Source organism: Leuconostoc palmae (genome assembly GCF_019656075.1).
Classification (GTDB): Bacteria; Bacillota; Bacilli; order Lactobacillales; family Lactobacillaceae; genus Leuconostoc; species Leuconostoc palmae.
In genome coordinates, this window is sequence record NZ_BPKZ01000001.1 from 115,759 (window position 1) to 136,179 (window position 20,421).

The window sequence follows — 20,421 nt, forward strand, 5'->3', positions numbered from 1 at the left end:
TCCCTCATTATTAAGATAAGTTCAATAGCTATTAACCATTGAACTTATTACTTAACTCACTTGCTTCACTACCCTTTATCCAATAGGTCAGTGCCTCATTACTTTTATCCAACATGTCGTTGACTTGTGGTTGTTCAGAAGTCGTAAACTTACCCAACACATAATTAATGACTGCTTGTTTCTCATGTTGGGGATGCCCTAAACCAAATTTTAAACGTAAAAAGTTCTGAGAATTAGTATGTGAGATGATTGACTTAATGCCATTATGACCACCTGCAGAACCTTTTGCACGGAATCTTAGTTTTCCAAAAGGTAAGTCCATATCATCGACTAATACCAATACATCTTGCTCAATATCACCACCGTAGTAATCTAATACTGCCCGAACAGCCTTACCAGAATCATTCATATAAGTTGTCGGCTTAACGAGTAACACTTGTTCCCCATTGACTACTAGTTTTGCAACAGTTGCAAAGTGTTTGCTAGGTGAAAAAGTCACATGGTTAACTTCAGCAAAAGCGTCTATGGCCATAAAACCAATATTATGACGTGTCTTATCATATTCGGAACCAATGTTCCCTAATCCAATAATATATTTCATTTTTATTATACGTATATCCTCAATAAAATTATAAATCTTATTTACCAGTATAACAGAATTGTGTGTTATCATGATATATGGCTATTTCATGATAAAAAAATTAATTTTAGGGTGCGCATATGATTCATAAGTCATTAATTAAACCAAAATCAGAACTCACAACTGTGACTGAAAATACAACTATTGCTGAAGTAAATGAATTGTTTAATTCTCCCAATGAAGCCCATACTAGAACTATGCCAATTTTAGATGAATCTGGTAAACTCTTTCGTGGCAATGTTTATAAACAACATGTTTACGAACACATTGCAAAAAAAGGCGATATCAATCTGCCTGTCACAGCAATTATGCGTAATTCGACTAAATTTATTTACACTACTAGCCAGTTTTACGAAGTATTCTTTGCTATTAGAGATTTGCCATTTATTGCGGTTTTAGATGAAAATCATTATTTTACTGGTATATTTACACATGATGTCTTAATGGATCTCTTATCACAAAGTTGGTCTGTACATACTGGTGGTGTAGCTGTATCTGTTACCTCACACAATAGTCAAGGTGATTTAAAAGTTATTTCAGGTATTATTTCTCGATATGCTTATATCGAATCAGTTTTAAGCTTACAATCTAAAGATGGTACCGTTTCGCTAATGTTTACATTGCCAATAGATATTGAAAATCCTCAACTGGATAAAATCGTTTCTCATCTCGAAAAAAAGCATTTTAAAGTCACTAGTATTGAAGATCTACAACGTTTTAATTAGTCTAAATATAACGCATCGTTTTGATATATAATCAAGGCGATTTTTTATTTACTATAAAATAAAAGGTTAACTTCCTGTAAAAGAAACCTAACCTTTTTAATTATAAAATTATACCAACAACAATCACTACTGTCATTCCTAACATCAAAATAATTAGGTTTTTAATCGATAATATAAATGTCTCTTCTTTGATTGGGCGGGCAGTAAAATGACGCGCATTGCTGATAATCAAAGGTAACAAAATAATAATTGCATAACTTGTCACCGGTAACCAACCAACGTAAGTAACAATCAACAATTCCGCCACGGCTAGTATTGCCCAAAATAGATAAAGCTTTTTTGCGGCAGCGATACCAGTATAATGAACAATCGTATGTCTATTGTTACGTTCATCTTCAGCATGGTCTGCGATATTATTGGCCAACATAATTTCTGCGATGAACACCGTTAAAGGTAAACTAACCACAAACCATTGCCATAATACACTTGGCATCGGTACCATACGTGTATTGACATATACCTGGGCCACAAAAATGAAATAACCCATGGTGATACCTGAAACGATTTCCCCAAAAGGCGTATTAGTAATGGGTTTTGGTCCTGCCGAGTACAAATACCCAATTAAAAAGCTGACGATACCAATAACCCACGTCACATAATCAGTACGCAAGGCGACAATAACACCTGCTAAAGCGGCAATCAATGCCAACCCTGCAGCAACGTACAGTACCTGCTTGTTAGAAATCACTTCACCTTGTGCTGCTTCACGCAAAAACTCATTTTCTTTTTGTCGTTTTGAGTCTTCATAGCGATTAAATGTATTAACTGCTAAATGAACGCATACTGTCGCGATTATGAGTAATAGTGCGTTGATCCAATTTAAACGGCCATATTGCCACTGACTATAGGCTAATCCGACCATTAAAGGGGCCACACTAGGAATCACAACACGAATCTCAACTAAGTCTAAAAACTGTTTTGGTGTCATTTTTTCAACCTCTAGTCTTTTATTTTACCAGAAAAATATCGTCAGCTAACTTTGAGTTTTATGATAAGCAACTAACCGCACCTCACCATCAATAAATTCACCAATAAAAATATCGCCAATGTGCTGATAACCTTGTGCCTTAACCTGATCATTGAGCCAGTCTTCCGTTTTATCAATCATCTCTAATACATCCACATTAATTTGGCCATCGTAAATAATGGGATACTTAATGCTATCATCACCAAATTCTATCACAGTTAATTGCCCATTCTGCTCCAAAATAGCCCGCTTGACGTCTGCAATTTTATAAATCCCTTGTGTCCGTAGCTTAAACATTAATTCATCAGCCGTCATACCGGCACGTAACACATTATCGACATGAACTTGACCACGTTCAATCACGACGCGTGGTTGCCCATCAATTAGCTTTTTAACAAGGTTGTTATGTTGCTTAGCAAATTTCAACGACATCACGAGCATCGTCCAAATAATAAGCACAATCGTAAATTGGAAAATAGTAATGGTATCGGAATAAATCACTGCCCCAATAATGCCACCTAATACATAATTTTGAACCTGATCTAGTGCTGATGTAGGCGCTAAATTACCTTTACCCATAATATTAATTTGGATAATTAACGCTAACAAACCAATCGCTAATTTAATTAAAATCGGAAAATAGGTTGTCATTTGATATAGTTAATCTCCTTTACTGTAATATAAGTTCGCGTTAATGTATAAGACTGTTGGTCAGGACTAATTGTCATCCGAAAAAACTTGTCCTTTATTTTAACAATCATGCCATCATTGATTGTTTTTTGATTAAAATAGAGGTCATTTTTACTTACATGTTGTGTCTCAGCAACTTTTTGTGCAAAAGAAGGCATCTGCGTTACTTGTGTATCATTTGACTTTGCTTGTTCATAGTCTGTATATCTAGCACCTGCTAAAAATAAAAACAACAATAATGCAATAATACTTAAGTCTCGATATTTAGTATTATACCGATTTCGTAATGAGGCAACTGCACCAACCGCCATTAATCCAAAAACAACTACCATAGTATAAATGACAATAGTATCGTTCAAGTTAGCATTCTGACTTAAAAAATTAACACTATAAAAATTCACAATCTATCTCTCCCACGACCGCTTTTTAAAACAATTCAAACAACAATAAAAAGCGCAGTTTATGTTTATTACAAACAGCTGCGCTTTACTCATCTTAATTAAAAAACACTTCTATAACTGTTTAGTATCAAAACTGTTATCGATAACACTATTTGGGGCTAATTGTTGGAGCGTTTTGAGACTCATACTAACGGTGCTTGTTCCGCTCGTTATGAAAGGCTTAATCGTCTTTCCGGATAAATCATTTACTGCCAAAAATCCGCGCATAGCGTGTGCCATGTCCATGCCATACATTGGATAACCGAGATATATCGTATCATCTGATAACACATCTGTCGGCGCTTTTTTGACTTCTGGTATGCTCTGTGTGGCAATTTCCTTAGTAATACGTGGCGTTGCTAATATTGTACTACTTGGATAGGGTACAACTGGTTCGATAGCATATAAGCGATCGCCTGTTTTGTTGGCTATCTCCTCTGCAACCTTTTTCGTATGCCCACCCTGTGAAAAGTAAATGATCATATACGCCTCCAATGATTGCTCGCTGGCAACTCTTAATTAGTTTCTATGATAGTATACCGCAACCCTGAAGCTTTATCAATTCACAAAAAAACGATAAACCCTATCAAAAAGGTTATCGTTTGACTGTATCACTTCATTACATCATGCCTGGCATACCACCTTGTGGCATTGCAGGCATTGCATCATCCTTTGGTAGTTCCGCAACGACAGCTTCAGTAGTTAATAGCAATGCTGATACAGAGGCTGCATTTTGCAAAGCTGAACGAGTTACCTTAGTTGGATCAACAATACCAGCAGCAATCATATCAACCCATTCATCAGTTGCCGCATTGTAACCAAATCCTTCGTCTTGATCTTTCAACTTGTTAACAATTACTGAGCCTTCAAGACCAGCATTTTCAGCAATTTGACGTACTGGTGATTCAAGCGCCTTGATCACAGTATTAATACCTGTCTGTACGTCTCCCTCTTCACTTAGTGCCTCTACAGCAGAAATTGTATTTACAAGAGCCGTACCACCACCAGCAACGAAACCTTCTTCCACAGCAGCGCGTGTTGCGTTCAAAGCATCTTCGATACGATACTTACGTTCTTTGAGTTCTGTTTCAGTTGCTGCACCAACGTTAATCACAGCAACACCGCCAGCCAACTTTGCCAAACGCTCTTGTAACTTTTCACGGTCAAAGTCAGACGTTGTTTCAGAAATTTGTTGCTTAATTGTTTCAACACGTGAAGCAACAGCATCTTTATCACCAGATCCTTCAACAATTGTTGTATCGTCCTTAGTGATATTAACCTTGCTTGCTTGTCCAAGTTGATCAATTGTAACATCTTTTAAGTTCAAACCAAGGTCTTCGGTAATGACTGTTCCACCAGTTAAGATAGCAATGTCTTCAAGTTGTGCTTTACGACGATCACCGAATCCTGGTGCCTTAACCGCAACAACATTAAATGTACCACGCATCTTGTTCAAAACAAGTGTTGGCAATGCTTCACCAGTGATATCATCAGCAATAATTAGCATCGCGCGACCTTGCTCAACAACAGCCTGTAACACAGGCAAAATATCTTGAATATTACCAATCTTCTTATCTGTAATTAAGATGTATGGATTATCCAAGTTTGCTTCCATCTTGTCATTATCAGTCACCATGTACTGTGACATGTAACCACGATCGAATTGCATACCTTCAACAACATCGAGTGTTGTTTCAATACCCTTTGATTCTTCAATGGTAATGACACCGTCATTACCAACCTTATCCATTGCCTCGGCAATTAAAGCACCTACTTCTTCATTAGCCGCTGAAATTGAAGCAATCTGAGCAATTTCATCTTTTGTATTAACTGTATGTGACATCTCATGCAATTTTGCGACAGCAGCCGCAGTTGCCTTTTCGATACCCGTACGGATGCCAACTGGGTTTGCACCGGCTGTAACATTTTTCAAACCTTCTGCAACGATTGCTTGTGTCAAAACTGTTGCTGTTGTTGTGCCATCACCAGCAATATCATTTGTTTTTGAAGCAACTTCAGCTACTAGCTTAGCCCCCATATTTTCAAAATGATCTTCTAATTCAATTGCTTTAGCAATTGTTACACCATCATTTGTAATTGTTGGTGCACCATATGATTGCTCGAGAACAACATTACGTCCCTTAGGACCGATAGTCGTCTTAACAGTGTCAGCTAACTTGTCAACACCAGCCTTCATTTTTGAGCGTGCATCTTCTGAAAACTTTAATTCTTTAGCCATTTTTTTAAATACCTCTTTAGAATTTTTGAATTGTTAATATTTGGATTAAGCACTTGTTTTTATTAACTTTAAATTGTTACTCAACAATTGCAACAATGTCTTTTTCATGTAGTGCAAGATAATCTGTTCCTTCAAAAGTAACTTCTTGACCAGCATACTTGTCAAACAAAACAGTGTCGCCTTCCTTGACTGTCAAACTTTGCTTTGACCCATCGTTTAAGACATACCCAGAACCGGCAGCGATAACTTTACCGGTTACTGGCTTATCCTTGGCATTATTTGCTAAAACAATGCCACCAACTGTTTGTTCTGCAGCTTCTGTTACTTCAATAATCACGCGATCACCTAATGGCTTCAACATGAGACAATACCTCCGATTTTTTAGTTTTAGCACTCTTTTTACACGAGTGCTAATTACAGTTATAAGTATATCACGTTCACTAGTTTTGTCAATAAAAAAAACACCACTTAAGGTGTTATGCAGATAGTGTTAAGTGTTATATAAATGTTCCACCATGTGCCTCACTAATATCATAAGCAATCATAAATACGTTTGGATCAACCGTATGAATTGCCTTAATCAATGTATTGTAATCTTGATTTTCTATAATCACCATTAACATTTCACGATTATCACCAGTATATCCACCTCTAACATCCATTGCTGTATAACTTGTTTCATTGTCAGATAGATATTGTTTGATGTCAGCAATACGTTCATTGCTTGTAATGTAAACCATTTTACGTCTATCAAGACCGGTTTCAATGTAGTTCATCACAACTGCTGTGACAACTAATGAAAAGAAAGCCAATAATAATGCCTCAATACCCTCTGTAAATAAGTTTCCGAGAGACACAACCATATCAATGAGGAGTAACGATGCGGCTGGTGCAACTCGAAAATATTTTTTTAAAATCATTGGTGGTACGGCTGTCCCACCACTCGAAGCATCAACACGATATAATATCGCCACACCCGTAGCAAAAACAAATCCGCCCACCAATACTGAGAATGTGCGATCTGTTAAAATTGTATAGCTTGGCGTAATTTTTAGAAGAACCGGTAAAATTAAGCTACCTAGTGTAATTCTAGCTGTCGTGCCACGGTCTAAAAAGAAGGCTGCGAGACATATCATAATAATATTAACAACCAACACTGTTATCGCTCGATCAACACCTAAAAGCTCATTAATTAAAATGGCAAAACCTGTTGCACCTCCGGCAGCTACTTTTGCTGGCGCATAAAAGAAATTAATACTAATCGCTACAATTTCTAATGCCAAAACAATTGTTGCATAGCGTAAGATTTGATATTTATGCAATAATTTCATTTAGTGTCCTTCTTTATTTGTTTCTTTTTAAATAATGCTTTAATACGCGAAACCAGTGTTGGATTCTTAAGCACTTTGTCATTCCCGATATGTTCACGTATTAATTTTAATATCTTACCTGATTCAGGAGAGGAAAAATTAAAATTCGCCTTATCAGTTTCAATTCTAAAACGACGACTTATTTTATTTCTAGATACACTAGCGTAGACATAGGTCACATTTTCCCAAGGAATCTGAATATAGTCAGAAACATTATTATCGTTAAAAAATTCAAAAGCACGATCACCTACCAAAAATTTACCGTACTGTGCACCTATCCCCAAGTAGGAAATCCCCTTAGTTGCAAGCTGTGCTTTTATATTTAATGACTGAACCATATTATCTCCTTTTAAAACCTCTATCATTAACTGATAGTATTACATCCATCGTATCATTAAATTATTTAATACCATAGTTTTTATCTTTTATGTACAAAGGCGCCCGCCACAATTGACGAGCGCACTTTATTTGCTTTGTGAATTTTACATGATATGAAGAGCATGCATTAGAATTCCAAAGATGAAGATACCAATGATCATAACAATAGGTGATACCTTTTTCTTAAGTAGCCACATAGCCAAGAAAGTTAATAGCAATCCCATTAATCCTGGAATCAAACTATCTAAGTTAGCCTGTAAAGTATTTGGTGCCATCTTTGTTAATGACATGCCAGATGCTTGTTGTGACAAGATTTCTTGCAACTTCCCACCAGTTACTGAACCATTTGGGAACTTAATATATGCGCCTTCAGCTAACTTTTTAGCTGGCAATTCAACAGCAAATTTAATTGATACCCAACGTTCAACTAGGACAGCCAAGATAAACATTCCTAAAATAGAGGCGCCCTTTGTGATGTCTTTAAGCAAGCCACCTGACAAATCTTGAGTGATCGCTGATCCAGCCTTGTATCCGAATTCTTGGGTGTACCAGATAAACGACATACGGATAGCATTCCACAAAACGAAGAATAAAATAGGTCCTAAGATATTCCCTGACAGTGCTAATGATGCACCTAAGGCACCAAGAATAGGACGAACTGTAAACCAGAACACTGGATCACCAATACCAGCCAAAGGTCCCATCATACCAATCTTCACACCTTGAATAGCCGTGTCATCAATTTTTGCACCATTAGCACGTTCTTCTTCCAAAGCTAGTGTCACACCAATAATTGGTGAAGCAACGTATGGATGTGTATTGAAGAATTCCAAATGACGCTTCAATGCAGCTGTACGATCCTCTTTAGTTTTATATAATTTTTTAATTGCTGGGATTAATGAGTAAGCCCAACCGACGTTTTGCATACGTTCATAGTTCCATGATCCTTGAAGGAATTGTGAACGCCATGCGACAGACATACGATTGCTACGTGTTAGTTCGATTTTTTCAGCCATCATGTTGCTCCTTCCTAGTACTGATCCAAAATATCGCCGACAGGATCATTTGATCCACCACCGTTTGAACCATTGCCACCATTACCACCCATCTTTGACAAGTTAAGGTAAATGAAAGCTAATGCAACACCGATAGCACCTAATGCGATTAATGTTAATTGGCTAATAGCAGCTAGTGCAAAGCCAATGGCGAAGAATGGCCATACTTCACGTGTTGCCATCATATTAATAACCAACGCATAACCTACAGCGACAACCATTCCACCACCAATGGCCATACCACCAGTTAACCATTCAGGCATTGATGACAATGCTGATTGAACAGCTGAAGCAGGAATAGCAATTAATAATCCTGCTGGAATAGCTATACGCAAACCTTGAAGCATAATACCGAACAAGTGCAATCTTTCAATTGTCTTGTATTTACCTTCTTTAGCAGCAGCATCTGCACCGTGAGTCAATCCAACGGCAATTGTTCTGACAATCATCGTTAAGAACAATCCCGCAACAGCCAATGGAATGGCTGAAGCAACAGCAACAGAAATACCTGTTGCCGTGAAGTTGTCTCCCTTAACCATAATAATTGACGATGCAACTGACGCCAAAGCGATATCAGGTGCCACAGCTGCACCGATATTTGCCCAACCAAGAGCAATCATCTGTAATGAACCGCCCAGCATGATACCCGCTGTTAAATGGCCAGTAGCTAATCCGATTAATGTTGCCGAAACCAATGGTTGGTGAATTTGGAATTCATCCAATATACCTTCCATACCTGCGAAGAAGGCAATGATTACGACTAAAACCATTGAGATTATAGACATAGTTTAAACACCTTTCCTAATAAACATTCAATTTATTTAATGTGAGCTTTTTTGATTAATTCAAACAAATTAGCTTTGTTATCATTAGGCACTTTACGAACATCAAATTCGACACCTAATTCACGCAACTTTTCAAATGCTTCAACATCTTCTTTATTCATTGAAAGCACTTTATTGACCATTGTCTTACCTTCTGAGTGAGCCATTGATCCCACATTTAGTGTTTTAATGGGAACCCCACCCTCAACAGCTCTCAAAACATCTTGAACTGTTTCAAATAGCAAGAAGGCATCAACCCCACCAAATCGATCATCTTTGGAAACTTCTATCATTTTACTGATAGGCACAATGTTTGCCTTAACACCATTTGGCGCAGCTTGTTGAATTAAATTCTTCCGCAATTCATCACCAGCAACGGCATCCGAAACAACAATGATACGATTGGCTTTGGAATCTGGTATCCAAGCTGTTGCAACTTGACCATGCAATAGACGCGTATCCAAACGAACAAGCTTAATATTCATATGACCCGCCTTTAGACCGCTATTAAAGGCTGTCTTTGGCTTTTCAGCTTTAACTTCTTCTGCTTCTGGAACCGACTTCACACCATCCTTAGCTACAGGAACCAAATATTTTGCTAAATCTGCTGCAGTATTCATACCTAAACGTCCACCATATGCTTCAATTAACATAGGTAAATTAAGCCCTGCAACAATTGCTGTATGCTCGGGATTCTGTTGCTGAATCAAACTTGCACGGTTGAAAGGTGAGCCTCCCCACAAGTCAACCAAGAACAATGTATCATCATCATTATCAAATTTTGCTAGTGCTTCTTGATAATGCTTATCTAAGTCATCTGGCCCTTCAGTAGGTTTAAATGTGACAACTTCAACATTTTCTTGTTCGCCGAAAATCATTGAACCTGACATGATTATGCCTTCTGCAAAGTCACCATGACTGGCAACAATAAGATTAACCATTGATAATCTCCTTCTCAATAAATTGTTTACTATACGATTATATACTAGTTAAACCATCATGTAAACGCTTTCACAACAAACTGTGAGTTTCTTGTTTCTAACATTTAGTATACGCTTATTATGAATCTAAGTAAACGCTTTCATACCCTCTTACAAGCTACTTTTACAAAATTTACATATTGTTTCCTGAAAACTTACACTATTAGTTGTCAAGATAAGCGACTTCTTGCTTGTTATAACTTTCCGGTGTGACGAAACTGACAATAATATCTCCGACCCCTTCAATTGTGTAATTACCTGTATCTTTTAACATGATAAAGTTATCCCCTTTTTTTAACTGATAAGTTGCTTTAGAATCAGTTAACGCCATATCGCCATCGATGACATTAAACAATTCATACTGATGATGTTGATTAAAATGGCTCAATCCTCTCACTGATAATTTATCAATTGTGAACTTGGGAGATGTCAGTAATCGCGTCAATATTGTACTATCTTGAATGCGTGTTCTTTGATTCAGTATTGGGTCAACATGAGGTACCTTTGTTACTGCTATCGCTTCGTCAATCTGCAACGGTCGTTTCTTTTGTGTCGTTTCGTCAATACGATCAAAATCATAAAATCGATATGTAGTATCCGAACTCTGTTGAATTTCTAAAGCTAAAATACCTGCTCCTAATGCATGAAAAGTCCCTGAAGGAACATAGAAAAAATCTCCTTTTTGTACAGGAATAGTTCTTAAAAGGTGTTGCCAATCTTTTTCATCAACTTCATGCTGCAAAATTTCACGAGTTTTAGCATGATGCCCATAAAATAATTTTGCACCTGGATTAGCGTCCAAAATATACCAACTTTCAGTTTTTCCAAAGTTTTCAGAAGACTGTTTATCATTAGGATGTACTTGAATTGATAAATTGGTATTCGCATCTAATATCTTAACCAATAGTGGAAATTCTTCATTTTTATGATGCCCTCCAAAAAGTTCAGGATTATCTTCCCACAATGAGGTCAATGATCTTCCTTTATATTTGCCGCTACTCACAGTAGATACGCCATTCTTATGTGCAGCAATTACCCAGGCTTCACCAGTATGTTTGGAATCTAAATGATAATTAAATTGTTCTAAACGAGTTCCACCCCATATTTTATGGTGTAGTTCAGGATGTAACATCAATACTGTCATGATTATTTCTCCTTAATAAAACAAGATTTGTATGCGCTTTCATTTTAACATAAAAAAAATACCTGCTAAAATTTTCACAAGTATTTTAAATTATTTAAATAGTAAATCCCTTATCTTTAGGGTAATTTTCCAGTGCTGTCGTATCTCTATTACGCTTAAACATTTTGGTGTTATTTTTAATCCAAGAACTTTCCACACCTCTATCAGCATAATATTTTTGCATGGTTTTATCATAATTAGCGACAACTTTTTCAAGTTTCTCTTGATCATAGTGATCTTTCATCACAAAACCTGGCAAAGGTAATTTGGGTTTAATGCCCGGTTCTTGATTAGGATACCCTATTGAAAATCCCATAACTGCTTTCACAAATTTTGGTAAATTAAGCCGTTGCTCATATAATTCAAATGCTCCTAGAGCACCAGCCATTGTAACAGTTCCCAAACCTAACGATTCTGCGGCAACTTGCGCTCTTCCTAACGCAATACCAGCAGAAATAATGCCCCCCTCTAACATGGGATACACTGATATTTTATCTTCCGCTGCTTTTCTAACGTCTGGGTCTAATCCAATTAAATCTTTATTAAAATCAACAGCCAATACAAAATATCTAGCTGCCTTTTCAATGTAATCCATTCCTACTATTGAAGTTACCTCTGCTTTAAATGCTTGATCTGTAATTTCAATAAAGATAACAGGTTGAAAATTATTAATGTTAGGGCCAGCTGTCGCTGCTTCAAAAATTGTATTAATCATCTCATCTGAGACTGGTTTGTCAGTGAATGCCCGAATTGATTTATGATTTTTTAATACATTTAAAGTTTCATTTGTCATTTTGATATTAAATGTCCTTATTTTTACTCAAGAACATTTCTCCATTTATTTATTAAATAGATTTTAACATGTTTTTATGATAAAATGATAAGAATATTAAACAGGAGATTATTATGCAATTCGGAAGATTCCGTATCGGATTACGTACTTTAAAAACAGCTACAGCCGTCATGCTCATCATTACAACTTTTTATTTTTTAAAGCGCCCACCCTTTGTCACTGCCTTAGCATCTGTTTTCGCTTTGAGAGAAAGTTGGGACAAAACGTTAAGTTTTGCTAAAATTCGTTTAATCTCAAATATGGTTGGTGGTGTTTTAGCTTTAATTTACTTTCTGGTCCATACCCATACGCACCATGCTGTTTGGGTATCCATGATTTTTTTACCTTTTCTAGTGGTTGTTGCAATTGTCTTTCTAGATGGTTTCAATTTCAATAGTGGTGTTATCGGCGCTTTGGCAGCTTTACTTATGATTTCACTCAGTATCCCTACTGGTGCAACCGTTCTATATGTCATTGATCGTATCGCAGATACTTTCATTGGTGTAATCGTAGCCATTGCTGTTAACAGATTTGCATCTCCTGAACCAAAAAATAAGGCTTAAAGCCTTATTTTTTTTATAAATCTAAATAATCCTCAATGGTCTGCATAACACCATCATTCACATTAGTGTTCAAAGCTTTTTTATCAATTGCTTGTAACATAAATTTATTAGCATTAGGCATAACATAACTATTTGCGTATTTTTTCAACATTTCTAAGTCATTACCATTATCTCCAAAAGCCATGACTTCACTATCAAGTACGTCATAATAATCTTGTAGTACTTGCAAACCAGTCGCCTTATCCACACCTTTACCGAGAACATCCACAGAACCAAATCCTGATCCGGTTGCGTGTAATTCATCACCAAAAATGTCTCTTAATTCTAATACATGTTGATGAACTTCGTCATTTGGCCATACAAAAGTAATCTCCAGAATATGATCGTCAACTTCCATTAATTTTTCGACTTGTTTTACGTTTGGATAAAATTGAAAAACCATTTCTGCCACTGGCCCAGTTGCATGATTAGAAACATAAGTTGCTTTATCTCCCGTCATAAGGATGATATTCTCAGCCGATTCAGGGTTTTTTGCATTCCAATCAATGACTTTATGTAATTGGGCTGGAGATAAATGTACTGAATAAAGTTGCTCTTCATGTGTCGCAACCATTGCTCCGTTTGAACCCACGAAATCAATTTCATAACCTTTTTGAATTGTAGGCGCAAAAAGTTCCTGTAAATTTTTGACTTGTCGACCTGAAGCGGCGACAAATCGAGCATCTTGTGTTTTTAGCTTATCTAAAATACGTTCAAATCTTCGTTGACTATAGTCATCATTAGCAGTTAGAAATGTGCCATCCATATCAGATGCAATAATTCTGATTGTCATCAATTTCCTACTTTCTTAAAAATGATTAATTTGCTCAATACAAAATTAGATGCGACAACAAAAACATTCTGTATTATATTCCACAAATTCGCATCTTGTCTCAAAAAATCTACACCAAAAATTAAAATAAAATAACCAATAATCCCAGTTATGACACGCGCCAGGAAAAACTGCCATATTTCTTTTAAAATTTCAGCAAATGTTGAGTGAGTTGAATGAAATACCCAAACACGATTCGTTAAATAAGCAAAAAGTACAGATAAAAACCAAGCTGTCCCATAGGCTATATTATGCCCTGTATGCAATAGTGTATTGAACACAAAAAAAACGATAATATTAACTAGCGTTGTAAAGCCACCAAATAATATATATAACCAAAAAGATTGATATTTCTGGTAAAGCGTTTTTATAGTGATCATAAAATTCTCCAATTTAACCTTTCAATTATATCACATACTAAATTAATTAAAAAAGTCGCCCAATGGCGACAATGTGTTTTACTTAAATTGTTCTATATACGATTTATAGGCTACATCATCAATAACCCAGTCTAATTCACCAATGTATTCAGCATGCGGGTCATGATAAGCAAATCCATGCTTAAATTTATAGAGTCCGTCATCAGGTGTAAAATCACCAACACCACCAAAATCATACTCTACTTTTCCAAGAGATAGACCCCATTTTAACATTTCCCACTGTACAGCATATGGTCCATAATGCTTAGCGTAGGTTCTATCTGATCCAGCGTACATATACCAAATTTCATCCCCATAACTAAATCCTATACCACTAGCTATGACTTTATTTTCAAAATGAGCTAAAAATACTTTAAACAGACCTGTGCCATGCCAAATTTTTTGCATGTTCAAGAAGTAACTTATTGGACGATGTGTTATTCCCTGTGCCGCAGCCATCATAACATAGGTATCAAAGAAAGATCTAATATCTTCTTCGCTATCACCATTAGTAACAACTACACCATCTTTGGCGGCACGCCGAATTTGATTACGATAATCGCGCTTGAAGTGCAACATTAACTCTTCTTCGTTATTAATACTTTTTGCGCCTTCACCCCTGCCATCATAATACAAAACAACGTTTTTACGTGGTTGAATATTACCATGCATATTTTGAATGTCACGATTACGCGTTTTAAATCCTGCTTCTAGATAGGCTTTGTTTAGGTCATCACTGTACGCAACTTCTGGATCCATGCGAATCAAAAACACATTTTTGGGTAGTACCATTAAGGCTTCATCAATCATTGATTTGATTAAATCAATGTCGCTAACATCTGCAATGGGTCCACGCCCTGCATACCCAAGTAGTTTGCCAGGAACAGCTTCTATTGTTAGTATCGTCAAAACAGCATCAATTTTTCCAGCGGTTTCGTGATAAACATAAACATGACCCCAGTTATTTTTTAGTTCGCCCCACAAAGGATCTTGGGTAACTTGTCCTCTTGGATCTTCGCGCACAAACTTTTGATAAGCTAATACTTTTTTTTCATCGTTTAAATCTAAAATAGGCATTTTTTATAACCCTGTCGTGATTGAACCGTAGTTATCAATAAAGTAAACCAGTGTCTGCAACTCATTAGTCAAATCAACATTCTGCACACGTACATTATTTGGTACTGTGACACGCAAAGGCGTAAAGTTCAAAATACCTTTCACACCAGCTTCAACAAGTTGATCTGTTATGTCTTGCGCAACTGTTTGAGGCACAGTTAAGATAGCAATATTAATACGTTGTGCAGTAATTTGCTCCTTGAGATCCTCCATTGCATATATGGGAACACCGGCTAAAATTGTTCCTGCACGCGATTCATCAACATCGAATGCTGCTGAAATACGCATATTTGACGATTGATGAAAATTAAAATTCATCAAAGCTTGTCCTAGATTTCCAGCACCAATCAACGCAACGTTAATTAAACTATCTTGATCAAGTACATTAGCAAAGAAATCTAGTAATGCTTTCACATCATAACCATAGCCTCGTTTACCCAAAGCACCAAAATATGAAAAGTCGCGACGAATTGTCGCAGCATCAAATTTAATCGCATCACTTAATTCAGCCGAAGAAATACGGTCTGTTCCCGCATCATGTAAAAAAGTAAGATAGCGAAAATATATAGGTAATCTCTTTGCTGTAGCACGAGGAATTTTTGGTTGTTGAGTCATGATTTTCTCCAGTTTCAGATCATAATTTTGCCACTGCTGGCAGTAAATATTTTTTTTAAAACAACTATATAAAATAGATTGTGAACTTATGCATAGCAATTATACCACAAAAATAAACCTTAACAAAAAAGATAGTGATCTATTCACAATCTTTCATTGTTTAATAAGATCGAAATCTAATCCTGGGTTCGTATTCAAATCAAGATCGGCAAAAATTCGTTGTTTAAAATTCCAATAACCAGCTGCACCGATCATTGCAGCATTATCACCAGTATATTCTAATGGAACAGGTATAAATTGTGTATCATTGAATTGTTTTAGTAAAATTTCTAATGTATCACGTAACTGCTTATTTGCCGCTACCCCTCCTGCAAGAACAAAGCTTTTTACAGGAAAATCTTCCAATGCACGCTTTGTACGACCAATCAATGCATCAACGACAGCATTTTGAAAACTAGTAGCTAAATTGTTTTGGTTGATTGATTCACCCTTTTGTTCAGCATGATGTACATAATTAATGACAGCACTTTTCAAACCTGAGAAACTGAAATCATAATTGTCTTCATGTGCCATAGCAGTTGGAAACTTGACAGTGGCTTGTCCTCTATGTGCCATCTCATCAATTGTCTTCCCCGCTGGATAAGGTAGTTTGAGTAATCGACCAACTTTATCAAAACTTTCACCTGCCGCATCATCACGGGTCTCACCTAAGACAGCGAAATCGTTTTCTGATGTCATCAGTACAAGCTCAGTATGCCCACCGGAAACCATCAATGCCAACGCAGGATAAATAATTGGGGCATTGAAATTAGCAGCGGCAATATGACCCGCCAAATGATTAACCGGGATAATTGGCAAGTCGTGCGCCAAAGCAAAACTCTTAGCACCCATTAATCCGACAAGTAATGAGCCAACTAAACCAGGACCATAGGTAACAGCTACCGCATCTAGATCATCAGGAGAAACATTTGCAGTTAGCAGTGCTTCATCTAACACACGCGTTATCCATTCAATATGATGCCGACTTGCAACTTCAGGGACAATCCCTCCAAATCGTTGATGAGAATTAATTTGTGTTGCTACAGCATTACTAAGTACTATATGCCCGTCTTCAACAACAGCAACACTTGTCTCATCAGCACTTGATTCAAAAGCAATAATTTTTGTCATAGTTAACACCACATTTTGTAACTGAACACCAAGTTACATTACCCTTTCCATCATAATAGCAGCATGTCCGTTTTTATAATATTTTTCTCGCCTGTAATAAGAAATAAAGCCCATTTTTTTGTATAAGGCAATAGCTGTTTTATTTTTCTCATCCACTTCTAGCAAGAAACGTTTAATTCCTGGAATCTTAAGAACATGACAAATTAATTCTTGAGCGATACCTTTGCACTGAAAATTGGGATGAACTGCCAGACTAGCAATCTCAATTTCATCTAAAATTTTAGTGATACCAATAAAGCCATTTTTCGTACCAGCAATAAAATATTGACTGCGTGGACTCACTAGCTCATGCTGGAAAACAGAAATTGGCCAAGGAGAGGGACTAAAAGCCGCATCAGCCACTTCAAAAATACTCAAACTATCTTCAATTGTCGCTTGTCTAATTGTCAATTTTTTTTACCATTGAAACAGCATCTTCGTGGTCTCCAAGATAATAACCTTTTTTTATACCAGCCTGCTTAAATCCTAATCTATCATACAAAGAAATAGCGCGATGATTTGAAGCACGCGCTTCAAGCGTCAACGTTTTAATTTCAAGGTTAACTGAAAATTTCTCAATTGACTCAATTAGCATTTTACCTAACCCCATACTTTGCCATATTGGCACAACAGCAATATTAGTAATATGTATATCTAACAAATCTCTATCAAACGCAGCGCCAACAAATCCGATAACTTGTTTATGCCTTTCTACAACTAAATATAAACGTACCTGTGGCCGAGAAAGTTCGCTTAAAAAATCTCTCAATTGCCATGGTGCTTTCCCAGCATATACAGCTTCTTCAATATTAACTAATGTGTTAATATCCTCAATAGATGCACGGCGTAACAAAAAAGTGTACCCATTGACATCAACAGCACACGTTTTAAATTTCGGTAATGTTAATATAATTTTATTTTTTCGATTGAACTTCAAAAACATAATTTTCAGGCTTGTCCTCACCGGGATGGGCTGCTAGCCAATTAAGTTCAGCTTGTGTACGGCGTAGATAATCTGGATTAAATTCTGCAACAGAACGTGATGGGGTTGCGCCTAATCCCAGTGTTACAATGCTGTGTCCGTCAGGTAGACTATCGGCAGGTGAGATGATTTTTGCATTATGCTCAAAGGTTTCTTCAATCAATGATTCAAAGACATCCGTATCACCCAAAAAAACAATTGATTTTTCTTGTGCTTTCAGCCAATCAAATAAATTATTTATTGGTTGGTGAGCATCAGGTAATAGATTTTTTTGTTGATAATAAACACCTGAAAAAACATTATTATTTCGAGCATTAAACAAAGGAACTATTAAGTCATCACTTTGGACCTGACTGGCAAGAATAGCTAAACTGGATAGCCCGACCACTTCACATTTTAATGTATCGGCTAAGACTTTGGCGACTGTGACACCTATACGTAATCCGGTAAACGATCCCGGTCCTTTCGCCACAACAATGCGATCTATATCTTTCAATCGCCATTCTTGCTCATCAAGTACAGACTTAATGGCTGGCAACAATTGAATTGAATGATTACGCGCTTCATTAGTCGAAAACACACGTAAAACTTGATTATCTTCCGCCAAACTTACTGTTAAAGGCTGGTTACTTGTATCAAATGCTAAAATCTTCATAATCTATATTCTACCACAAAAAAACCGCCAAACGACGGTCTTTAACTGTTATGCTGATTTCAAACAAATACGATCACCATTTATTTAATTGGCGACTGGTATGGCATGATAGGTGTGGTTATACCGACATTACTTGCATAAGTATAAGGTAATTGGTCTAACTTCGCAAGATTTTCTGTACGTCCAGTGACGATAACCCCAGCAAATTCAGCCGTTTTAAGCGATGGTGCAAGTTGCTTTTCCGCATCTTTAGCAATATCAATATGATCAACATTTTTTCTGTTAATTTGACTTTTTAAAGCCTTCTTCAGACCTTGATAATCATTATATTTCGTTTTATCATGTAGCCCAGCAAATTGATCGTTCAATTTCCCGCTGCCGTCATCCTTTGCATTCAAACCAACATAACAACCAACATGACTTGACGTATCAAGTGCAGCAGAATGGAAACCAAGCCAATAATAGTTGATCATAATATTGTGTGGCATCATCTTTAAAATATCTTCATATCTGTATCGCTTATCAAACGTGATAGCCACTTCGCCTAGTGTGTTGGGTAATACTTGTAGGGTTTTCGCTTCATGTGTCGGTGTAATTGGTGACATCAACTTGTCTTTGTTCTTTTGGCTACCATACCAATTTGGGTAGGCCCGATTGAAAAATATCGGTTCTTTTTGCCCTGTTTTAGGGTTTGCTGCCATAATGTTAATGTTTTTGATGGTATCATTCTTATAGATATTAGAGGATGTTTCACTGCTACTCTCTGGTCCACGCAGATTGAGTATCACTTTTTTTTCAGGATAAGCAACGCGATAACCATCAATATTCTTTTGACGATCACTAGATAATGTTGCACGCGTCATTGCCGTAAGCCTATAATGTTGCGATGTTGACCTAATATTTGGTGAATATATAAGATCATCAATATTAAATTGATTAATCTGCTTTTCAGCTTGAACGTCCATCTGTTTCCCTAAAATAATGGTTGTTGCCATAACCGCAACAAAACCAATAGTTACTGTAACGATGCTTGAAATAACTGCTGTTATGAGTAGTTTTTTACGCTTTTCTTTTTTGATTATTCGCTCAAAATTTTGGTTATCGTTCATTTTGTGCCCTTTCTATTGTCTGCCTCAGTTGCTGTCTTGTGCGATATAAATCAACTTTTATTTTTGAATCACTCGCATTATATATTGTGGCAATATCACGAATACTGTGGCGACTGTCATAATAAAGTAATATCAACGATTTTTGGTAGTCATCTAACTTGTCTAGTGCCTGTTGCAAAAGCTCATTTTTAGTCATGCTTGGCGCAATTTCAGAATATTGTGCATACTGTGCTAGTAAAATATCGCGATACTTTTTTTGCCGACGATATAAATCGTAAAAACGTGATAAAGCAACACGATATAGCCACGGTCTTAATTTCTCAGGCGGTAACATGATGTCGGCTTGAATCAACCTGACAAAGACATCTTGTATAATGTCTTCTGCATCTTGTCTTTGAATCCGATGATTAATCAAAAAACCGGTGAGCTCATGTGCTATGTCAAGTAAAAGCTGTTCATAGTAATCTATTTTCATCTCCCCCGCCTTTCTATAGATATA

The 20,421-nt window shown here is 36.6% G+C and carries 26 protein-coding genes; 2 read left to right on the plus strand and 24 right to left on the minus strand.

Annotation, left to right across the window (positions count from 1 at the left end; all coding sequences use genetic code 11):
- Positions 1-31 precede the first annotated feature (31 nt).
- Positions 32-601, minus strand: a complete 570-nt coding sequence (gene pth / locus K5Q12_RS00555; RefSeq protein WP_220741819.1) for an aminoacyl-tRNA hydrolase — start codon at positions 599-601, stop codon at positions 32-34.
- A 119-nt stretch (positions 602-720) separates the two neighbouring features.
- Here pth and cbpA point away from each other — a divergent pair, with 119 nt between their 5' ends.
- Positions 721-1,365, plus strand: a complete 645-nt coding sequence (gene cbpA, locus K5Q12_RS00560) for a cyclic di-AMP binding protein CbpA (protein WP_220741820.1) — start codon at positions 721-723, stop codon at positions 1,363-1,365.
- A 100-nt stretch (positions 1,366-1,465) separates the two neighbouring features.
- On the opposite strand, the gene K5Q12_RS00565 is transcribed toward cbpA, so the two are convergent.
- The 13 genes from K5Q12_RS00565 to K5Q12_RS00625 form a co-directional block, all read right to left on the minus strand.
- Positions 1,466-2,353, minus strand: a complete 888-nt coding sequence (locus K5Q12_RS00565) for a prenyltransferase (RefSeq protein ID WP_220741821.1) — start codon at positions 2,351-2,353, stop codon at positions 1,466-1,468.
- A gap of 45 nt (positions 2,354-2,398) precedes the next feature.
- Entirely contained in the window at positions 2,399-3,043 is a 645-nt protein-coding gene (locus K5Q12_RS00570) for a DUF421 domain-containing protein (protein ID WP_220741822.1), read from the minus strand.
- On the minus strand, positions 3,040-3,483 hold the full coding sequence (locus tag K5Q12_RS00575) for a DUF3290 family protein (protein WP_220741823.1): 444 nt from the start codon (positions 3,481-3,483) through the stop codon (positions 3,040-3,042). The genes K5Q12_RS00570 and K5Q12_RS00575 overlap by 4 nt, the downstream gene beginning before the upstream one ends.
- Before the next feature lie 111 nt (positions 3,484-3,594).
- Entirely contained in the window at positions 3,595-4,005 is a 411-nt protein-coding gene (locus tag K5Q12_RS00580) for a flavodoxin (RefSeq protein WP_220741824.1), read from the minus strand.
- Positions 4,006-4,141: 136 nt separating this feature from the next.
- Positions 4,142-5,761 (minus strand): chaperonin GroEL, encoded by a 1,620-nt coding sequence (gene groL / locus K5Q12_RS00585; protein WP_220741825.1) that lies wholly within the window; start codon positions 5,759-5,761, stop codon positions 4,142-4,144.
- Between the two features lie 76 nt (positions 5,762-5,837).
- Positions 5,838-6,122 (minus strand): co-chaperone GroES, encoded by a 285-nt coding sequence (gene groES / locus K5Q12_RS00590; RefSeq protein ID WP_220741826.1) that lies wholly within the window; start codon positions 6,120-6,122, stop codon positions 5,838-5,840.
- A 136-nt stretch (positions 6,123-6,258) separates the two neighbouring features.
- Positions 6,259-7,092, minus strand: coding sequence for a YitT family protein (locus tag K5Q12_RS00595; RefSeq protein ID WP_220741827.1), 834 nt, complete (start codon positions 7,090-7,092; stop codon positions 6,259-6,261).
- Positions 7,089-7,469, minus strand: a complete 381-nt coding sequence (locus tag K5Q12_RS00600; protein WP_220741828.1) for a DUF956 family protein — start codon at positions 7,467-7,469, stop codon at positions 7,089-7,091. Before K5Q12_RS00600 ends, K5Q12_RS00595 begins: the two co-directional genes overlap by 4 nt.
- Before the next feature lie 144 nt (positions 7,470-7,613).
- Positions 7,614-8,528, minus strand: a complete 915-nt coding sequence (locus tag K5Q12_RS00605; protein ID WP_281418925.1) for a PTS system mannose/fructose/sorbose family transporter subunit IID — start codon at positions 8,526-8,528, stop codon at positions 7,614-7,616.
- 11 nt (positions 8,529-8,539) lie between these two features.
- Entirely contained in the window at positions 8,540-9,349 is an 810-nt protein-coding gene (locus K5Q12_RS00610) for a PTS mannose/fructose/sorbose transporter subunit IIC (RefSeq protein WP_220741830.1), read from the minus strand.
- A gap of 32 nt (positions 9,350-9,381) precedes the next feature.
- Positions 9,382-10,329 carry a mannose/fructose/sorbose PTS transporter subunit IIA gene (locus K5Q12_RS00615; RefSeq protein ID WP_220741831.1) on the minus strand — a complete coding sequence of 316 codons (948 nt, stop codon included), beginning with the start codon at positions 10,327-10,329 and terminating at the stop codon, positions 9,382-9,384.
- Between the two features lie 202 nt (positions 10,330-10,531).
- Positions 10,532-11,512: a type I phosphomannose isomerase catalytic subunit gene (locus K5Q12_RS00620; protein WP_220741832.1), complete on the minus strand. Its 981-nt coding sequence runs from the start codon at positions 11,510-11,512 to the stop codon at positions 10,532-10,534.
- 94 nt (positions 11,513-11,606) lie between these two features.
- Entirely contained in the window at positions 11,607-12,344 is a 738-nt protein-coding gene (locus K5Q12_RS00625; protein WP_220741833.1) for a nitroreductase family protein, read from the minus strand.
- 113 nt (positions 12,345-12,457) lie between these two features.
- On the opposite strand from K5Q12_RS00625, the gene K5Q12_RS00630 reads away from it, so the two are divergent.
- Positions 12,458-12,946 (plus strand): FUSC family protein, encoded by a 489-nt coding sequence (locus K5Q12_RS00630; RefSeq protein WP_220741834.1) that lies wholly within the window; start codon positions 12,458-12,460, stop codon positions 12,944-12,946.
- Positions 12,947-12,959: 13 nt separating this feature from the next.
- On the opposite strand, the gene K5Q12_RS00635 is transcribed toward K5Q12_RS00630, so the two are convergent.
- From K5Q12_RS00635 to K5Q12_RS00680, 10 genes are all read right to left on the minus strand, one after another.
- On the minus strand, positions 12,960-13,778 hold the full coding sequence (locus K5Q12_RS00635) for an HAD-IIB family hydrolase (RefSeq protein WP_220741835.1): 819 nt from the start codon (positions 13,776-13,778) through the stop codon (positions 12,960-12,962).
- Positions 13,778-14,197, minus strand: a complete 420-nt coding sequence (locus tag K5Q12_RS00640) for a GtrA family protein (protein WP_220741836.1) — start codon at positions 14,195-14,197, stop codon at positions 13,778-13,780. Before K5Q12_RS00640 ends, K5Q12_RS00635 begins: the two co-directional genes overlap by 1 nt.
- 78 nt (positions 14,198-14,275) lie before the next feature.
- Entirely contained in the window at positions 14,276-15,313 is a 1,038-nt protein-coding gene (locus tag K5Q12_RS00645; RefSeq protein ID WP_220741837.1) for a lipid II:glycine glycyltransferase FemX, read from the minus strand.
- 3 nt (positions 15,314-15,316) lie between these two features.
- Positions 15,317-15,967, minus strand: a complete 651-nt coding sequence (locus K5Q12_RS00650; protein ID WP_220741838.1) for a redox-sensing transcriptional repressor Rex — start codon at positions 15,965-15,967, stop codon at positions 15,317-15,319.
- A gap of 153 nt (positions 15,968-16,120) precedes the next feature.
- The gene (gene tsaD, locus K5Q12_RS00655) at positions 16,121-17,137 is read right to left on the minus strand and encodes a tRNA (adenosine(37)-N6)-threonylcarbamoyltransferase complex transferase subunit TsaD (protein WP_220741839.1); all 1,017 of its coding nucleotides are present in this window, start codon (positions 17,135-17,137) and stop codon (positions 16,121-16,123) included.
- A gap of 33 nt (positions 17,138-17,170) precedes the next feature.
- On the minus strand, positions 17,171-17,587 hold the full coding sequence (gene rimI, locus K5Q12_RS00660) for a ribosomal protein S18-alanine N-acetyltransferase (RefSeq protein ID WP_220741840.1): 417 nt from the start codon (positions 17,585-17,587) through the stop codon (positions 17,171-17,173).
- Positions 17,577-18,119, minus strand: a complete 543-nt coding sequence (gene rimI, locus K5Q12_RS00665) for a ribosomal protein S18-alanine N-acetyltransferase (protein WP_220741841.1) — start codon at positions 18,117-18,119, stop codon at positions 17,577-17,579. Before rimI (K5Q12_RS00665) ends, rimI (K5Q12_RS00660) begins: the two co-directional genes overlap by 11 nt.
- Positions 18,091-18,813 (minus strand): tRNA (adenosine(37)-N6)-threonylcarbamoyltransferase complex dimerization subunit type 1 TsaB, encoded by a 723-nt coding sequence (tsaB, locus tag K5Q12_RS00670; RefSeq protein ID WP_220741842.1) that lies wholly within the window; start codon positions 18,811-18,813, stop codon positions 18,091-18,093. Before tsaB ends, rimI (K5Q12_RS00665) begins: the two co-directional genes overlap by 29 nt.
- A gap of 80 nt (positions 18,814-18,893) precedes the next feature.
- Positions 18,894-19,922: an anti sigma factor C-terminal domain-containing protein gene (locus K5Q12_RS00675; RefSeq protein ID WP_220741843.1), complete on the minus strand. Its 1,029-nt coding sequence runs from the start codon at positions 19,920-19,922 to the stop codon at positions 18,894-18,896.
- Complete coding sequence (locus tag K5Q12_RS00680; protein WP_004899084.1) at positions 19,912-20,397, minus strand: RNA polymerase sigma factor; 486 nt, start codon at positions 20,395-20,397, stop codon at positions 19,912-19,914. Before K5Q12_RS00680 ends, K5Q12_RS00675 begins: the two co-directional genes overlap by 11 nt.
- Between the last annotated feature and the right edge of the window lie 24 nt (positions 20,398-20,421).

What these genes read in the sequence shown, in the direction of transcription:
- K5Q12_RS00615 (WP_220741831.1), bottom strand. Translation starts at nt 10,329, where the DNA reads ATGGTTAATCTTATTGTTGCCAGTCATGGTGACTTTGCAGAAGGCATA.
- K5Q12_RS00600 (WP_220741828.1), bottom strand. Translation starts at nt 7,469, where the DNA reads ATGGTTCAGTCATTAAATATAAAAGCACAGCTTGCAACTAAGGGGATT.
- K5Q12_RS00580 (WP_220741824.1), bottom strand. Translation starts at nt 4,005, where the DNA reads ATGATCATTTACTTTTCACAGGGTGGGCATACGAAAAAGGTTGCAGAG.
- K5Q12_RS00645 (WP_220741837.1), bottom strand. Translation starts at nt 15,313, where the DNA reads ATGCCTATTTTAGATTTAAACGATGAAAAAAAAGTATTAGCTTATCAA.
- K5Q12_RS00630 (WP_220741834.1), top strand. Translation starts at nt 12,458, where the DNA reads ATGCAATTCGGAAGATTCCGTATCGGATTACGTACTTTAAAAACAGCT.
- tsaD (WP_220741839.1), bottom strand. Translation starts at nt 17,137, where the DNA reads ATGACAAAAATTATTGCTTTTGAATCAAGTGCTGATGAGACAAGTGTT.
- cbpA (WP_220741820.1), top strand. Translation starts at nt 721, where the DNA reads ATGATTCATAAGTCATTAATTAAACCAAAATCAGAACTCACAACTGTG.
- K5Q12_RS00620 (WP_220741832.1), bottom strand. Translation starts at nt 11,512, where the DNA reads ATGACAGTATTGATGTTACATCCTGAACTACACCATAAAATATGGGGT.
- K5Q12_RS00640 (WP_220741836.1), bottom strand. Translation starts at nt 14,197, where the DNA reads ATGATCACTATAAAAACGCTTTACCAGAAATATCAATCTTTTTGGTTA.
- K5Q12_RS00595 (WP_220741827.1), bottom strand. Translation starts at nt 7,092, where the DNA reads ATGAAATTATTGCATAAATATCAAATCTTACGCTATGCAACAATTGTT.
- K5Q12_RS00675 (WP_220741843.1), bottom strand. Translation starts at nt 19,922, where the DNA reads ATGAACGATAACCAAAATTTTGAGCGAATAATCAAAAAAGAAAAGCGT.
- K5Q12_RS00680 (WP_004899084.1), bottom strand. Translation starts at nt 20,397, where the DNA reads ATGAAAATAGATTACTATGAACAGCTTTTACTTGACATAGCACATGAG.
- groES (WP_220741826.1), bottom strand. Translation starts at nt 6,122, where the DNA reads ATGTTGAAGCCATTAGGTGATCGCGTGATTATTGAAGTAACAGAAGCT.
- K5Q12_RS00570 (WP_220741822.1), bottom strand. Translation starts at nt 3,043, where the DNA reads ATGACAACCTATTTTCCGATTTTAATTAAATTAGCGATTGGTTTGTTA.
- K5Q12_RS00610 (WP_220741830.1), bottom strand. Translation starts at nt 9,349, where the DNA reads ATGTCTATAATCTCAATGGTTTTAGTCGTAATCATTGCCTTCTTCGCA.
- K5Q12_RS00650 (WP_220741838.1), bottom strand. Translation starts at nt 15,967, where the DNA reads ATGACTCAACAACCAAAAATTCCTCGTGCTACAGCAAAGAGATTACCT.
- rimI (WP_220741841.1), bottom strand. Translation starts at nt 18,119, where the DNA reads ATGTTTTTGAAGTTCAATCGAAAAAATAAAATTATATTAACATTACCG.
- K5Q12_RS00635 (WP_220741835.1), bottom strand. Translation starts at nt 13,778, where the DNA reads ATGACAATCAGAATTATTGCATCTGATATGGATGGCACATTTCTAACT.
- K5Q12_RS00625 (WP_220741833.1), bottom strand. Translation starts at nt 12,344, where the DNA reads ATGACAAATGAAACTTTAAATGTATTAAAAAATCATAAATCAATTCGG.
- K5Q12_RS00565 (WP_220741821.1), bottom strand. Translation starts at nt 2,353, where the DNA reads ATGACACCAAAACAGTTTTTAGACTTAGTTGAGATTCGTGTTGTGATT.
- K5Q12_RS00605 (WP_281418925.1), bottom strand. Translation starts at nt 8,528, where the DNA reads ATGATGGCTGAAAAAATCGAACTAACACGTAGCAATCGTATGTCTGTC.
- tsaB (WP_220741842.1), bottom strand. Translation starts at nt 18,813, where the DNA reads ATGAAGATTTTAGCATTTGATACAAGTAACCAGCCTTTAACAGTAAGT.
- groL (WP_220741825.1), bottom strand. Translation starts at nt 5,761, where the DNA reads ATGGCTAAAGAATTAAAGTTTTCAGAAGATGCACGCTCAAAAATGAAG.
- pth (WP_220741819.1), bottom strand. Translation starts at nt 601, where the DNA reads ATGAAATATATTATTGGATTAGGGAACATTGGTTCCGAATATGATAAG.